At 65.0% G+C, this 14,340-nt stretch carries 15 protein-coding genes; 8 read left to right on the top strand and 7 right to left on the bottom strand.

Going from position 1 to position 14,340, the window contains the following annotated elements:
• Positions 1 to 283 precede the first annotated feature (283 nt).
• From OHB26_RS11810 to OHB26_RS11800, 3 genes are read left to right on the top strand one after another with little or no spacing between them, the layout of a single operon-like run.
• Positions 284 to 1,117: a hypothetical protein gene (locus tag OHB26_RS11810; RefSeq protein WP_330184222.1), complete on the top strand. Its 834-nt coding sequence runs from the start codon at positions 284 to 286 to the stop codon at positions 1,115 to 1,117.
• 45 nt (positions 1,118 to 1,162) lie between these two features.
• Entirely contained in the window at positions 1,163 to 3,091 is a 1,929-nt protein-coding gene (locus OHB26_RS11805) for a fumarate reductase/succinate dehydrogenase flavoprotein subunit (RefSeq protein WP_330184221.1), read from the top strand.
• 2 nt (positions 3,092 to 3,093) lie between these two features.
• Positions 3,094 to 3,840 (top strand): succinate dehydrogenase/fumarate reductase iron-sulfur subunit, encoded by a 747-nt coding sequence (locus OHB26_RS11800; RefSeq protein WP_330184220.1) that lies wholly within the window; start codon positions 3,094 to 3,096, stop codon positions 3,838 to 3,840.
• Positions 3,841 to 3,924: 84 nt separating this feature from the next.
• Here the strand turns inward: OHB26_RS11800 and OHB26_RS11795 are convergent, their stop codons facing one another.
• The 3 genes from OHB26_RS11795 to OHB26_RS11785 form a co-directional block, all read right to left on the bottom strand.
• On the bottom strand, positions 3,925 to 4,062 hold the full coding sequence (locus OHB26_RS11795; RefSeq protein WP_330184219.1) for a hypothetical protein: 138 nt from the start codon (positions 4,060 to 4,062) through the stop codon (positions 3,925 to 3,927).
• A 184-nt stretch (positions 4,063 to 4,246) separates the two neighbouring features.
• On the bottom strand, positions 4,247 to 4,450 hold the full coding sequence (locus tag OHB26_RS11790) for a DUF397 domain-containing protein (protein ID WP_330184218.1): 204 nt from the start codon (positions 4,448 to 4,450) through the stop codon (positions 4,247 to 4,249).
• 38 nt (positions 4,451 to 4,488) lie between these two features.
• On the bottom strand, positions 4,489 to 5,409 hold the full coding sequence (locus tag OHB26_RS11785) for a helix-turn-helix domain-containing protein (RefSeq protein ID WP_330184217.1): 921 nt from the start codon (positions 5,407 to 5,409) through the stop codon (positions 4,489 to 4,491).
• Positions 5,410 to 5,808: 399 nt separating this feature from the next.
• Here OHB26_RS11785 and OHB26_RS11780 point away from each other — a divergent pair, with 399 nt between their 5' ends.
• The 3 genes from OHB26_RS11780 to OHB26_RS11770 all read left to right on the top strand — a co-directional run bounded on the left by OHB26_RS11780 (position 5,809) and on the right by OHB26_RS11770 (position 7,631).
• Complete coding sequence (locus OHB26_RS11780) at positions 5,809 to 6,012, top strand: hypothetical protein (protein WP_330184216.1); 204 nt, start codon at positions 5,809 to 5,811, stop codon at positions 6,010 to 6,012.
• A 288-nt stretch (positions 6,013 to 6,300) separates the two neighbouring features.
• Entirely contained in the window at positions 6,301 to 6,768 is a 468-nt protein-coding gene (locus OHB26_RS11775) for a GNAT family N-acetyltransferase (RefSeq protein WP_330184215.1), read from the top strand.
• Between the two features lie 2 nt (positions 6,769 to 6,770).
• Positions 6,771 to 7,631 (top strand): hypothetical protein, encoded by an 861-nt coding sequence (locus OHB26_RS11770; protein ID WP_330184214.1) that lies wholly within the window; start codon positions 6,771 to 6,773, stop codon positions 7,629 to 7,631.
• Positions 7,632 to 7,674: 43 nt separating this feature from the next.
• On the opposite strand, the gene OHB26_RS11765 is transcribed toward OHB26_RS11770, so the two are convergent.
• The 4 genes from OHB26_RS11765 to OHB26_RS11750 are packed head-to-tail and all read right to left on the bottom strand — an operon-like array spanning position 7,675 to position 12,538.
• Positions 7,675 to 8,658, bottom strand: a complete 984-nt coding sequence (locus OHB26_RS11765) for an SCO2521 family protein (RefSeq protein WP_330184213.1) — start codon at positions 8,656 to 8,658, stop codon at positions 7,675 to 7,677.
• A gap of 19 nt (positions 8,659 to 8,677) precedes the next feature.
• Complete coding sequence (locus OHB26_RS11760) at positions 8,678 to 9,745, bottom strand: SCO2522 family protein (protein WP_330184212.1); 1,068 nt, start codon at positions 9,743 to 9,745, stop codon at positions 8,678 to 8,680.
• Positions 9,742 to 10,665 carry an SCO2523 family variant P-loop protein gene (locus OHB26_RS11755; RefSeq protein WP_330184211.1) on the bottom strand — a complete coding sequence of 308 codons (924 nt, stop codon included), beginning with the start codon at positions 10,663 to 10,665 and terminating at the stop codon, positions 9,742 to 9,744. Before OHB26_RS11755 ends, OHB26_RS11760 begins: the two co-directional genes overlap by 4 nt.
• 1 nt (position 10,666) lies before the next feature.
• Positions 10,667 to 12,538, bottom strand: a complete 1,872-nt coding sequence (locus tag OHB26_RS11750) for an SCO2524 family protein (protein WP_330184210.1) — start codon at positions 12,536 to 12,538, stop codon at positions 10,667 to 10,669.
• Positions 12,539 to 12,650: 112 nt separating this feature from the next.
• On the opposite strand from OHB26_RS11750, the gene OHB26_RS11745 reads away from it, so the two are divergent.
• A complete protein-coding gene (locus OHB26_RS11745; RefSeq protein WP_330184209.1) occupies positions 12,651 to 13,517 on the top strand; it encodes a carbohydrate ABC transporter permease in 867 nt (288 codons plus the stop codon).
• Positions 13,507 to 14,340 (top strand): carbohydrate ABC transporter permease, encoded by an 834-nt coding sequence (locus tag OHB26_RS11740; protein WP_330184208.1) that lies wholly within the window; start codon positions 13,507 to 13,509, stop codon positions 14,338 to 14,340. Before OHB26_RS11745 ends, OHB26_RS11740 begins: the two co-directional genes overlap by 11 nt.

Genomic DNA, 14,340 nt, shown 5'->3' with positions numbered 1-14,340 from the left:
GCTGCCGTGTGACGCTGCGCGAACGGAAAATGGAGGGTCGCGCGCCGCTTGTTCGGGAATGTCCGAATCACCCTGTGATCGAACGTTCTTGGTGAGATAGCCGTTTGTTCACCAATCAAACGACCGGCCGTGAAACCACGCGATTGTGGCGCAAATCACGCGATCACGAATTCGCTGTACCGAGCGCGGGTGATAGCTGCCCTGTCGTAGGGTGCTCACCATCACATTCGATGCCGGAGGTAACGATGACGTTCCACGGGGTAGAGCAGCGAGGCATCCAGCAGTGAGCGCCGCACCAGTCAAGGGTCCTGAATCGAGCACGACCGGGGTATTCAGCAAGGGTCGCGCGGCCATCTCCGCGCGCACCCTCCGGACCGACAGCTGGTGGGTTCCACCGCTGGTCACGGTGCTGGGCCTGGGCACCTTCGTCATCTACGCCACCGTGAGATCGTTTGCGCGCGCGGCCTATTGGGTGAACGACTACCACTACCTGACGCCGTTCTACTCACCGTGCCTGAGCGCGTCGTGCGTCGAGGGCTCCAGTCACCTCGGCACGCCGATCGGCCACCTGCCCATGTGGATCCCACTGGGCTTTCTGGTGTTGCCGTTCCTGTTGCTGTTCCGGCTCACCTGCTACTACTACCGCAAGGCCTATTACCGCGCGGTGTGGTTCTCCCCGCCGGCCTGCGCGGTCGCCGAACCGCATCAGAAGTACACCGGCGAGACCAAGCTGCCGCTGATCATCCAGAACGCGCACCGCTACTTCTTCTTCGTGGCGGCGATCATCGCGGTGATCAACACCTATGACGCGGCAATCTCGTTCCACGGCAAGGACGGCGGCTTCGGCATCGGCCTGGGCACCATCATCATCACCGGCAATGCGCTGCTGCTGTGGGCGTACACGCTCTCCTGCCACTCCTGCCGGCATATCGCGGGTGGACGGCTCAAGCACTTCTCCGCGCATCCGGTGCGCTACTGGTTCTGGACCAAGGTCTCCGCGCTGAACACCCGGCACATGCTGCTGGCCTGGACCACCCTCGGCACGCTCATCCTCACCGACTTCTACGTCATGTTGGTCGCGAGCGGCACCATCAGCGATCCGCGCCTCATCGGCTGATCACGCTGATCCCAATTCCCAAGTCTGTCAGGAGTATTCGGTTCCATGCCTGAAGTCGAACGGCACAAGTACGACGTCGTGGTGATCGGTGCGGGCGGCGCCGGACTGCGTGCGGTCATCGAAGCCCGCGAACACGGCCTGTCGGTGGCGGTGGTGTGCAAATCGCTGTTCGGCAAGGCGCACACCGTCATGGCCGAGGGCGGCTGCGCGGCCGCCATGGGAAATGCCAATGAGAAGGACAATTGGCAGACCCATTTCAAGGACACCATGCGCGGTGGCAAATTCCTCAACAACTGGCGGATGGCCGAACTGCACGCGCAGGAGGCCCCCGACCGGGTGTGGGAACTGGAAACCTATGGGGCGCTGTTCGATCGGACCAAGGACGGCCGAATCAGCCAGCGCAACTTCGGCGGACACACCTATCCGCGGCTCGCGCACGTCGGCGACCGCACCGGGCTCGAGCTCATCCGCACCATGCAGCAGAAGATCGTCTCGCTGCAGCAGGAGGACTTCGCGGCCACCGGTGATTACGAGGCGCGCATCAAGGTCTTCGCCGAGTTGACCATCACCGAACTGCTCAAGGACGGCGACAAGATCTCCGGCGCGTTCGGCTACTGGCGGGAGTCGGGCCGGTTCGTCCTGTTCGAGACGCCCGCGGTGGTGCTGGCCACCGGCGGAATCGGCAAATCCTACAAGGTGACCTCCAATTCCTGGGAGTACACCGGCGACGGGCACGCGCTCGCACTGCGCGCGGGCGCGACGCTCATCAATATGGAGTTCCTGCAGTTCCATCCGACCGGCATGGTCTGGCCGCCCAGCGTGAAGGGCATTCTCGTCACCGAGGGTGTGCGCGGCGACGGTGGCGTACTGAAGAACTCCGACGGCAAGCGCTTCATGTTCGACTACATCCCCGGAGTCTTCAAGGGGCAGTACGCCGAATCCGAGGAGGAGGCCGATCAGTGGTTGAAGGACAACGACTCCGCGCGCCGCACCCCTGATCTACTCCCCCGCGATGAGGTCGCCCGCGCCATCAACGAAGAGGTCAAGGCGGGGCGCGGAACCGAGCACGGCGGTGTGTACCTGGACATTTCGTCCCGGCTGCCCGCCGCGGAGATCAAGAAGCGGCTGCCCTCGATGCATCACCAGTTCCTGGAGCTGGCGGATGTGGATATCACCAAAGAGGCCATGGAGGTCGGGCCGACCTGCCACTACGTCATGGGTGGTATCGAGGTCGATCCCGATACCGGTGCGGCCACCGTGCCCGGATTGTTCGCCGCCGGTGAGTGTTCCGGCGGTATGCACGGCTCCAACCGGCTCGGCGGCAACTCGCTCTCGGATCTGCTCGTCTTCGGCCGGCGTGCCGGACTGGGCGCGGCCACCTATGTGGAGCAGCTGCCCGGACGCCCCAAGATCTCCGACACCGATATCGCCGCCGCCGCGAAAGCCGCTGTGGCACCGTTCGATCCGCCCAGCGACGGGCCGGGCGAGAACCCGTACAGCATGCACCTGGATCTGCAGCAGACCATGAACGATCTGGTCGGCATCATCCGCAAGGAGGGTGAGCTGCAGCAGGCCATCGAGAAGCTGTCCGAACTGCGCGACCGCTACGACGGCGTCACCGTCGAGGGGCATCGGCAGTTCAATCCGGGCTGGCATCTGGCCCTGGATCTGCGGAACATGCTGCTCATCAGCGAATGCGTGGCGCAGGCCGCGTTGCAGCGCACCGAATCTCGCGGCGGGCACACCCGCGACGACCATCCGGGGATGGATCCGGCGTGGCGCAACAAACTGCTGGTCTGCCGAATCGATTCGGACGAAATCGGTTTCACGGTGCCGTCGGTACTCGTCACACCGGAGGATCAGGTGCCCATGCGCACCGATCTGCTCCAGTTGTTCGACCTCCACGAACTCGAAAAGTATTACAGCACTGCCGACCTCGCCCCCGTGCGGGACGGCGCCGGAGAGGCGGAATAGCCATGGGTTACGACGCGAAGTTCAAGGTCTGGCGCGGCGATATCGAGGGCGGCGAACTGCAGGACTTCACCGTCCAGGTGAACGAGGGCGAGGTGGTGCTCGATGTCATCCATCGCCTGCAGCAGACCCAGACCCCCGATCTGGCGGTGCGCTGGAACTGCAAGGCGGGCAAGTGCGGATCGTGTTCGGCGGAGGTGAACGGGCGGCCGCGACTGCTGTGCATGACCCGCATGTCCACCTTCACGCCCGAGGACGTCATCACGGTGACGCCGCTGCGCACCTTCCCGGTGATCCGGGACCTGGTCACCGATGTGTCGTTCAATTATCAGAAGGCGCGCGAAATTCCGTCCTTCACCCCGCCGGTGGATCTGAAGCCGGGTGAGTACCGCATGCAGCAGCAGGATGTGGAGCGCTCACAGGAATTCCGCAAGTGCATCGAATGCTTTCTGTGTCAGAACACCTGCCACGTCGTTCGTGATCATGAGGAGAACAAGGAGTCCTTCGCCGGACCGCGCTATCTCATGCGTATCGCGGAGCTCGAAATGCATCCGCTCGATGTCGCGGATCGGCGTGAGCTCGCACAGGAAGAAGCGGGGCTCGGCTTCTGCAATATCACCAAATGCTGTACCGAGGTCTGCCCCGAGCACATCAAGATCACCGACAATGCGCTGATCCCACTCAAGGAGCGGGTGGCGGACCGGAAGTACGATCCGCTGGTCTGGTTGGGCAATAAGCTCTTCCGCCGCTGAAACCCGTCATCCCGGCGTGTCCTTGGCCGGGATCCACCGTTGCAGTGTGGATCCCGGCCAAAAGCGCGCCGGGATGACGAAGGGTTACAGCATGGCGACGACCGCCAGCGCCACGGCGCCTACCAGCAGTCCCACGGCCACCGCCGAAATCAATGCTCCGGTGAGTACGTAAATGCCCATCGCCGATACCGCGAAGAGCATCCCTACGATCAACCGTTCCATCCAGTCATCGGGACCTAATCTGCGGTACCGGGGTCGCGAATTCTTCAGCCCTCGGTCCACGCATTATTGGTTACCCATGCTTAGCCCTGGCAAACATGTTTTCGATGCCGAACGGCCGCTGTTTCGTGATCTTCCTCCGGGGCGGTCGATGAACAGTAGGTTCACCGACCGCTCCGGTGACGAATCAATCGCGCACGATCAATTCCCGGAACGAATCCCATTCCCGCGCCCCGAACACCAGGGCCGGCCCCTCCGGATTCTTACTGTCCCGCACCCCCACCCGCCCATCGGTCAGGAACGCCACCTCGACGCACTCCTTACCGGCGCCGCTGCGACTGCTCTTGAACCAGTGCGCTCCGGCCAACCCGGCCGGCTCCGCCATCCTCATGCTCTGTCCCTTCTTCGCCTGCGCGGAGCCCTCCGTGGTTACGCTCCGCTGCCTCCTACGGGCCTGACCGCCCAGGCGGCGTACTCCTTCGCCACCTGCCGCAGCAGGTCTCTGCTGTCCTGGACCTCCAGCGCGCAGCGTTCCAGGCATTCCTGCGCCCGGCGATAGCGCTGAACATCGCCCTGTCTTTCGAGATACAGATCGCCGGTGAACCCCTCCACATAGACCACCGGGGGTTCGACCGGTTGCCCCTTGCTATCGGTCCCGAACTCGAGAATCACGAACGGACCGGTCGAAAGTCCCAGCGGGACACCGGCTTCAAAGGGCAGGATGCGCAGTGCGACATTGGGTCTGGTGCTCAAATCCGCCAGGTGCCGCACCTGCGCCGCCATCACCTTTGCACCTCCCACGGACCGGCGCAATACCGATTCGTGCAACACCATGGCGACCGTCGCCGGGTGCATACGACGGCTGATCAGCGCTTGCCGCTGCAGGCGCAGCTGAACCCGCCGATTCACCTCCGCCGCAGTGTCTTCCGGATAGCCGAGAGTGTTCAGGGCCCTTGCGTAATCGGCGGTCTGCAGCAGCCCCGGCACCAATTCCGATTGGTAGCAGGACAACCGCTGTGCGGATGCTTCCAGGCCGACATAGACGTCGAAGTTCTCCGGAATGAGATCGCCGTAGGAGTGCCACCAGCTCTTGACCGCGGCCTGCTGCGCCAAACCCTTGAGCCCGTCGGTGATTTCGGCCGGAATGCCGTAGATACGGCACAGCTCATGGATGTCGATGGTGCGAATGCGGTCGGCATTGCCCTTCTCCAGCCGCTGTAGCGTGCTGGCGCCCCACTCCATGAGTTTGGCGGCCTCGGCGATGGTCAATCCCGCCTGTATGCGCCAGTCCCGCAGATAGCGGCCGAGCTGACGGCGGGGCAGGGTCGATGACGCAGGGCTCTCTGACACAGCGCGCTCCGTTCTCGGTCGCGGGCACGAGCGGGCGGTGGCACGACAATGCCGGGCCCCGGCGACGCTCGGTGACCGGGTGATGCCGTGCGATAGTCTTGCGGTACACCGGCTCCCGCCCGGACACACATCTCATCGGCTGGGGGCTTCGTCCACTATGGAGAATCCTCCTCCCCCAAGTGGATTCACTGCTGGGAATTCGCGCAATTTTGCGTTCTCATCTTCGAAAAACGCCCGCCGGACGGCTGCCCATGGTGTGCTGGATATGTGCCCGGGGCGGTGTTGTGAGTCCCCTTTCGTTTCCTGAATGCTCCGGGCACTTCAGGAATTCCATGCGGAACGAGGAGTCATGGCCGAAGTCGTCACCCCCTACCACCGATCTCTTCCGGAGGTCGGATCATGCAACTGACCACCCTCAATATGCCCATTGCCGGATTGCTGGTATGTCGCAGGGATCCAGGCGTCATGAGCGTCGAACAAGCCCATGCCGCAATGCAATTGCACCTGGACTGCACCGTGCAGAGCTGTAAGGTCCGGCGCCGCGCCCGCGCGACGCTGGTGGAGGAGGGACGGTGCGTGCTCGACGAGCGCGCCCTGCCATGACAACAGGCGCCGACCGGTACGAACGCGCGGTGCATCGCGCACTGTGGTGGATGCTCGATCTCCGCCGCACGTTCAGACCCCGACGCAAAAGCAGCTGCCGCACCGCCTTTCGATAGCCGTCGCACCCTCCTACCTCCGGGTGCGACGGCGAACCCCCCGCCGCGTTGCGTCAGCGCGGTTCGGCCCGCCCGTCCGGCAGACGGCGAGCGGGCCGAACCGCATCCCAAACTCCATACCGGACGCCTACCCTGGAATTCATCGCACTGCTGCGGTGAAGGGGGAGGGCGTTTGTTGGCCTTCGGACAGCAGGCACCGGTCTTCCGGGCGGCTCGCCTGGCAGATCTCGATGCCGTTCAGGCTCTGGAAGCGGCCGAGTTCGCACACCTGGCCTATCCGTATTTCATTCTGCGCCAACTGTTCGAGCTGCACGGCCCACACTGGTTGGTCGCCGAGCACGAAGGGCGAGTCTGCGGCTACGTACTCACCGCGCTCGGGCGGGAGAGTGCCGCCTGGTTCATGGGATTCGCGGTCGCCGGATACTGCCGGGGCCGCGGCTACGGGCGCAGCCTGCTGGAAACCGCGCTCGATCAATGCCGGGCACAGCGGGTCGATCAGGTCTTCGTGACGGTGCGGCCGGGTAATCAAGCCGCCTATCACCTGTACAAAGAGGTCGGATTCGTCTGGGCCGAGCACGAGATCGAATATTTCGGTCCGGATGAGCCCCGAGATGTCCTGGTGCACAGGCTTTACCATTGATCATGCTCGAAAAGAGCTCGCCCTCGTCACCGTTCGTCGCCGCCATGAGTACGCGCATCGAACGACATGCCGCCACCTATGCCGAGGATCTCGCGACGTTTCTGGAGCAACCACACTCGTTGCGCCGGCGCGCTACCGAGCAACCGCTGCTGGACAGCTTCACCCGGCATGTGGAGGCGGTGGTCGCGACCTATGATCCGCCCGGTATCCGGCGGGTCGGCGACAGCCTGGTCTTCGCGCACATCTACACCGACGCCCTGCACCAATCCCCCGACGGCACAGTGACATCCGTCCCGGTCACCGTGCTGCTCACCGCCCTGCTCGCGGCCGAGGTCGAGTACCGCGGGCCGCTGCGCCTGAGCCGGACCCAGAAGCGGCAACTCGGCGAGAATTACGAGCGGATCGGACAGCGACTGCTACCCGCCGGACTGCCCGCACACGCCGCACACGCCTTCCGGCGCGCGAGCAGTCTGTTCCATCAGGACGAGGACACCGATGCCGAGGACCGCTGCGGTTTGGCGCTGGCCCGGGCGCGGCGACTGGCGCAGCCGGTGATGTGGCGGCGCATCGGCGGACTGTTCCCGGATCTGGTGTGCGGCTACGGATATCGCCCGTTCCGCATGCTCGGGTGGATCGCGGTGCAACTGGTGGTATTCGTCGCGGCCATTTCGCTGGTATCGGACAACCCGCTGACGGTCACCGTCTACAAGGTGCTCGTCAACTATCTGAATCCCTTGGGCCCGGGCGATTCCGACGGCCTGCGCGCGGGCGGGCGCGCGCTTCTGGTGATCGAGTGCTATCTGGGGACGGTCACCACATCGGTGTTCTTCGCACTGCTGGTGCGGCGCTGGTTCCGGCTCTGAATCCTGTTGCCGCAGCGCCACATACCCACCTCGGGAGTACGGGTCACCACTCCGCGGTGCTGATCTTGGCAGCGCGTAGCGCCTCCAGGGTCGCCACCGCCAGTCGATCGCGCAACTGCCCGATCTGCGCGGTCCACTGCCTGGTGAAACCCGGATCCGATTCCAGTCGAGTCCACAACTCGCGCAACCGCTGCGGGGTATGCGCACCCGGCATCCACAGGTGCACAAGCTGTTCCAGCAGCGGGGTCAGCAGCTCCACCGCATCCTGGTGCGGGCCGAAGCGGCCGGCATCGCCCAGCGCCGCGTCGAGGGTGGTGAGCAGCCAGTCGTGCACGGCCACGTCCTCGCAAAAGCGTTGCACCCCGGCCAGATCCCGGACGGTCGGGACCATGATCCGTACCGAACGGGTCGACTCGTCCTCCAGCCGGAAGGCGAACAGGGTCCGGCCCCGCACCGCGCCGTCCAACCGCGGCGCGACCCGGGCGGCCCAGCGCAATCGAGTCGCGGTGGTGCGCAGGCGCGGTCGTCGATCCAGGCGGGCGTCGGTGCGCACCTGGGTGAGCAGGCGCTCGCTGATGGAGCCCAGATCCAGGGTCGTCGCGCTGGATGCCTCCAGGAAGCCCTCGGTGAGATCCACCGCGGCGGCGGTATCGTCACCGAGCCGGTGGATCAGCTCCACGGTGCCGACCTGGGTGAGATAGTGCGACCACGGCCGCCGATTCGAATCGGCGGCGCGCACCACCCGCACACTCGACGAACTCTGCGCGACCCGGCCACCGACGAGCGTGGCATGCGAGGCGACGGTACCGACCGCCCTGCTGTCCGATCGCGAGACGGTCGCCAACTGACAGTCGACGCCGACCGCCGCACTCGGCGAAATCGCGAGGGCGAGTGGACGTTCGCGCATCAGCACGCGCTGGCCGGGTAGCAGCGCCAGCAGTTCGGCGGCCTCCTGCGGCGGTAGCGCGACCGAAGCGGGCAGCAGGCCGGTGCGCACCTCGCCCAGCAGCACCAGGGGATCGCTCATGGCATATCCGTCGCGAACATCAGGCGTCACCGATGAAGACATGATTGACCCGGTGTGTCACCCGTGCCGGTACGGATACCGGAATCCGTTCCGCCGCACCACGTTCGGCGAGCTTGTCGTAGACCTCCGAGTCGAGTTGCAGATGATCAAGGATCACCCGCACCGCATGCTCGATACCGAGATAGCTGTGCGGCAGCACCGACAGCGTGCGATAGGCCGCGAACGGCGCTGCGGCCGGATTCAGCTGCACCACCGCGGGCATCTTCCACCAGTCCGTGGGCCACTCCATGGTCGGCGACTCCGCGCCCGGCCGCGGATCCTCACTCGGCCGCCGCACATCGATCTCCGGCACTGGTGCGGCTACCACCGCGCCCTCGTGCCGAATCATGCCCAGGCGCAACAACTGCCAGATCGACGCGAGGAACGGGCAGGACCAGCGGGTGCGCTCGATCTGCTCACCACCGACCGACTCGGTCCAACGGTTCCACAACTGCACGTCCAGGAAGATCGAATGATTACGCGCCGCGAACTCCACCGGCGGACGATACGGGGCCACCCGCATGGCCTGTGCCGCATCGTATTCCGAGGAGCGACGGCCATTGCACAGCCAACCGGATTCCGCGGTCGCCGGGCGGCGGCCGGTGGACTGCTGATCCTCTGGCTCGGGAACGATACGCGCGGCCATCATCTCGGCGAGGCGAATCGGATCGCCGATCGACTCGCCGTCTATGAACACCGGCACCTCAGCGCACCCCGCCTCGCGCGCCAGATAGTCGATGCGCACACCGCATTCGTCGGCGGCGTCGAGCAGCTTCCTCAGAATCTCCGCCGGGCTGGTGTCGTGCCGGAAATAGTCGTCGATCAGAAAGCAGGTGCTGACTCGCGCGCCGGGCCCGAACTCGGCCCGGGCCGCCTGCCGGTGCGCCTCCACCAGCGGTGCGACCCGGTGGAACTGCGCCTTGATCCGGTCGATGCCATTGACCAGATCATCCATGTAGAAGTGACCGGCCTCGATCGAGACATGCGAAATCGGCTGTCCGGCAACACGATTGCGTTCGGCGGCTTCACTGTAGTCGATAGAGCTCATTGGCCCTCGAGCCTTTCCCAGACGGCCTGGTTACTGAGCCGGGCGGCGAGATCACGGAAGGCGGAGACGGTCTTCTCATTCGCGATCCGGTCGGCCACATCGACATCCAGGATCACCTGTTCACGCCATTGCAGCATAGGTTCCACCGGCGTGGCGCCCAGCATCCGGGTGGTGCCCAACTCGTAGCGGATCGCGGCGCGGCTCAGCGTAGCGTTCTGCTCCTGCAACCACGCGGCCTGCGCGGGCCGCAAACCGATAGCCTCGTTCAACTCCGGAACCGCGGTGCGCACATAGCGCACCGAATCGATCAGCCGCTCTTCCGAATGTCCGCACGCCACGCCGGTCTTCAACAGTCCGTGCGGACCGTGCACCAGTCCATAGGCCGCCACCAGATGCTGACGGGTCCAGCGATGGAAGACCAACCAGCGCACCGTGGATCGGTCCAGCTGGGGCATGGCGGTGGCATACAACACCAGGGTCAGCGCGATGGAGCGGCCCGCGCTCAAATCGACCAGGGTGACATCGAATTCCTGTTCACAGGTGGCCAGCAGTTCGGTGCAGCGCCGCACCATGGCCGCGTCCACGGAGGCGAATTCCGCGCCACCGGCGTCACCGGGGAACAGCACCAGGCGGCCCGACGGGTGCCGGGAATGCCGCAGCTCCGGGCGGTCGGTCTCCGAGCGCACACTCAAGCGCGCGGCGGAGCCATTGTTGCCGAGCAGATACGAGTGCATGCCGGTGTCGCCCGGAATACCGCGATCGATCCGGCTGATCTCGAAGATCGCGCCGACCGTCGGAGAACCGAAATCGAAATCCAGGTAGGCGACCTTCAAACCGTCCATGCTCAACTGGTACGCCATATTGCAGCTGGTCACCGAGCGGCCGGTGCCGCCCTTATCGGATGCCGAGAATACGAGCACGTCACTGGCTCCTGGTGGCGTCGTGGCGGGCGTAGGCGAGCTCATCCAGTTCCAGCAACGCCTGTGAGGCCAAACTCAGTGCGGTGCCCGGCTGTTCGTCGATGAGCCTGCGGGCGCGTTCCACGCGACGCTGGGCCAAGGCCAGTGCGGTGCGTTTGGCGGAGGTGTCCTGACCGCCCAGGGTCAGCAATTGGCCGTTGAGCAGATGCTCCGCCTCGGTGAGCAGTTCCATCGCGCGCACCACCAGGGCGGGGGAGCGCAGTGGCGGATCGGCGAACATGAGAGCGGCGGCGACCATACATTCGACTACCCGCTCGGTGAGATACCAAGAGGGCTCATGTATTTCGGGACCACCGAAGATGCGGGCCGGATCATCCCATAGGCCGGTGACCCGGCCCTCGCGGAAGGCGCGGCGGTCCAGATGCTCCATGGCCTCCTGCGCCAGTTCGAGCAGTTTATCCCGGGTCTCCATGGTGGCCGAGAGTCGAGCAGCCTGCAGAATGCGCTTCAAAAGCACTGTGGCGTAATCGGATACCGTCCAAAGCAGTAGGGGACCGCCGTCGATATCCTCGCTACCGGTCAGGCGCAGGCGCACGCCCGGGGTATGCATGGCGCGCGCCGGATCATTCTCGGTGAGGCGGCTGACGATCCGACCGCGGCGGGCCAGCTCATCGAAGATCGGTGCGGCCCTGGTGAGGTCGTCGTCATCGGCCTCCCGGTTCAGCAGATCCTGCATGAGTACCGCGGAGACGGTGAGGCTGAAGTAATCCGACTCCTCACCGTCGGAGGTGCGCCACGGAATGTCTTCCAGAGGCCAGCGCCCCGAGCCGAAGCGTGCCACCGCCGACCAGTAGCGCTGCGCCAGATCCCAGCGCAGTTGCAGCGCCTCGGCCAGGCGGCGCTGTTCACCGTCCAGCAGGTCCAATTCGCGGGTGCGGGCCGAGGTGAGGTCATTGATACCGTCCAGGGCCACCACCGTGAAGTGCAGATAGGGGCGGGCAATGGCGTACCCGGATTCGGCGGCGATCGGCAGGTCGACGAATTCGATCGGCGCGGCGTCGCGCACCAGACTCCAGCTCCAGCCGCATTCGAAGAGCAATTCCTCGTCGTACAGGTCGACACCCGGGGTCTGACTCAGCGTGAGGTCGTTGCGCAGTCGGATGCGCACCCGCTCCAGGCGGCGGGCGACCGCTTTGACCACCGTCTCATCCGATGCTCCGGTCTGATTCAGCATGGAAAGCATGGCCTGGCCCTCGCTGGACTCCTTGGTCACCGTATTGACCACGAAGCTGCGCACCAAGCCGACCATGCAGGCGGTCAGGCGGGTATTGACGCGGGCATCCAGAACATCGATGCTGGCGGCGAGTTCCCTTGCGTCCCTACGTGTCTGGGTGAGCAGGAAGCCCTGGAAGCCGCGTAGGAATTTGAGTGCGGCCAGACACAGGGTCAGGGACATGGAGTACGAGTCGACGACATCGAGTCGGCTCTGCTCGGCGGTCGGCTGACCGACATCGGCAGCCAGGTAGCTGCCCGCGTCGAAGACCGGCAGATCCTTCTTCGTGCCGGACTCCTCGACGACGGTGGTGTAACGATCGATGTAGTCCTCGAGCACCCGCACCAGGGTCGTGCCGATGCGCGCGCTATTGCCCATGGGGGAGAGCACGGCTCGGACGTCATCGGCAATATCGTCCGGTTTGTCCAGGCCGAAGCCGTCGATCTCCGTCGCCGGATACAACAGGCACAGCAGCTGTTCGGCATCGCTGATCGAGTTGGAGCCGTCCCGGCCACCCCACTCCCAGACGCCGTCGCGGTAGCAGGCGGTCAACAGCGACCGCCACACACCGAGAATCTGCTGTCGTGGCTGAATTCTCATCGACGCCGTCCCCTGCCGTATCGTGGCCGCCTCGCCGGTCGCAAAAACTATCATGCGCCAGGCCGGGGCACCGGGTGAAACGTCGGCCGAAAAAGCGGTAGCGTCGGCGATCATGGACCGGACGGTTCGGCGTATTGCCACCAGTTATGCCCTGCTGTTGCCGAGTCTGATCGGGGTCGGCTGTTTCCTGCTACTGCCGATCGCGGTGGTGTTGTGGTTGAGCCTGCACAGTTGGAATCTGCTGGGGCCCATGAAGTTCACGGGGCTCGATAATTGGCGGGCTGTGTTGGGGGACCGGCAATTCGGGCATTCGCTGGTGGTCACGGTGGTGTTGACCGCGATGGTGGTGCCGGTGCAGACGGCGCTCGGGTTCGGGGTGGCGGCGCTGTTGGCGGGGCGGGGGCGCGGGGGAACAGTGCTGCGGGTGGTTTACGCGCTGCCGTGGATGTGTGCGCCGGTGGCGGTGGGGGTGGTGTGGCAGTGGATCTTCGCGCCTACCGGAGGGGCTCTGAGTGCGCTCTTGGGGCGGCGGATCGAATGGTTGAGTTCGCCGGTATTGGCGCTGCCCGGTGTCGCGGCGGTGCTCATCTGGATGAATGTCGGCTATGTGGCTTTGTTCTTTGTTGCCGGGATACGGGCTATTCCAGGGGAAGTACTCGATGCCGGGGCCTTGGACGGGGCCACGGGATGGCGGCGTACCCGCTGGCTGCTGCTGCCGCTGCTGCGGCCGACGATGTTCTTCGTACTCGCCACCGGGGTGTTGACCGCGTTCCAGACCTTCGACACGGTGTACGCGCTCACCCGCGGCGGACCCGACCATCACACGGATGTGGTTGCCATGCGGCTGTATTCGGAGGCGTTCGATGCCGCGCGGCCGGGGCGGGCGGCGGTCATGGCGGTGGTGGTGTTCGCGGTGATGTTCGTGATCACGTTCGCGCAGCATCGGTACTTCCGGGATCGGACCAGCTATGAGTACTGAACTGCGCGGGGGCGCGGTGCGTTCGGGGATCGCGTATCTGGTGTTGATCGCGGGGGCGCTGCTCACCGTCGCACCGCTGGTATCGAGTGCGGCGACGGCGGTCAAGACCCCGGGGCAGTTCGCGAACGAATCCGCGCTGACACCACCGCATCCGGTGACGCTCGGCAATTTCCGGACCGTGCTCGATCAGGGGCTCGGGCGGGCCGTCGCCGTCACCGCGCTGATGACGGTGTGTATTACCTGTGGACAACTGCTGATCTCGATACTCGCGGCATATGCGTTCGCGCGCACCAGCTTTCCCGGGCGCGAGACGCTGTTCTGGGTGTATCTGGGGACCATGATGGTGCCCAGCGCCGTCACCCTCATTCCGCTGTATCTGATGTTCGCGAAGCTCGGCTGGCTGAATACCTTCTGGGCGCTGGCGCTGCCCTTCCTCTTCGGGTCGCCATACGCCATATTCCTGCTGCGACAGTACTTTCGAGCCATACCGGGTGAGCTCATCGACGCGGCACGGATGGACGGGGCGAATACGCTCGACATCCTGGTGCATGTGGTGGTGCCGATGAGCCGCCCGATCCTGGCCACGCTGACCGTCATCACCGTCGTATCGCAATGGAACAGCTTCATGTGGCCACTCGTCGCGGCCAGCGGAGCCAAGTGGCAGGTGCTCACCGTGGCCACCGCGAATATGCAGACGCGATACAACTCGCAGTGGCCGCTCATCATGGCCACGACCACGCTCGCCATCGCACCGCTGGTGGTGTTGTTCGTGGTGTCACAGCGGCAGGTGCTGCGGTCCATCGCCTGGACAGGGCTCAAATGA

It is taken from the genome of Nocardia sp. NBC_01503 (assembly GCF_036327755.1).
Lineage (GTDB): Bacteria > Actinomycetota > Actinomycetes > Mycobacteriales > Mycobacteriaceae > Nocardia.
Note: the sequence above shows the minus strand (reverse complement) of the source record. Positions and strands in the feature narration are given on the sequence as shown.

Bases quoted from the DNA above. Each gene is read 5' to 3' on its own strand.
- OHB26_RS11780 (WP_330184216.1), top strand. From the start codon at position 5,809: ATGCAACTGACCACCCTCAATATGCCCATTGCCGGATTGCTGGTATGT.
- OHB26_RS11760 (WP_330184212.1), bottom strand. From the start codon at position 9,745: ATGAGCTCTATCGACTACAGTGAAGCCGCCGAACGCAATCGTGTTGCC.
- OHB26_RS11770 (WP_330184214.1), top strand. From the start codon at position 6,771: ATGCTCGAAAAGAGCTCGCCCTCGTCACCGTTCGTCGCCGCCATGAGT.
- OHB26_RS11740 (WP_330184208.1), top strand. From the start codon at position 13,507: ATGAGTACTGAACTGCGCGGGGGCGCGGTGCGTTCGGGGATCGCGTAT.
- OHB26_RS11795 (WP_330184219.1), bottom strand. From the start codon at position 4,062: ATGGAACGGTTGATCGTAGGGATGCTCTTCGCGGTATCGGCGATGGGC.
- OHB26_RS11745 (WP_330184209.1), top strand. From the start codon at position 12,651: ATGGACCGGACGGTTCGGCGTATTGCCACCAGTTATGCCCTGCTGTTG.
- OHB26_RS11790 (WP_330184218.1), bottom strand. From the start codon at position 4,450: ATGAGGATGGCGGAGCCGGCCGGGTTGGCCGGAGCGCACTGGTTCAAG.
- OHB26_RS11800 (WP_330184220.1), top strand. From the start codon at position 3,094: ATGGGTTACGACGCGAAGTTCAAGGTCTGGCGCGGCGATATCGAGGGC.
- OHB26_RS11765 (WP_330184213.1), bottom strand. From the start codon at position 8,658: ATGAGCGATCCCCTGGTGCTGCTGGGCGAGGTGCGCACCGGCCTGCTG.
- OHB26_RS11805 (WP_330184221.1), top strand. From the start codon at position 1,163: ATGCCTGAAGTCGAACGGCACAAGTACGACGTCGTGGTGATCGGTGCG.
- OHB26_RS11750 (WP_330184210.1), bottom strand. From the start codon at position 12,538: ATGAGAATTCAGCCACGACAGCAGATTCTCGGTGTGTGGCGGTCGCTG.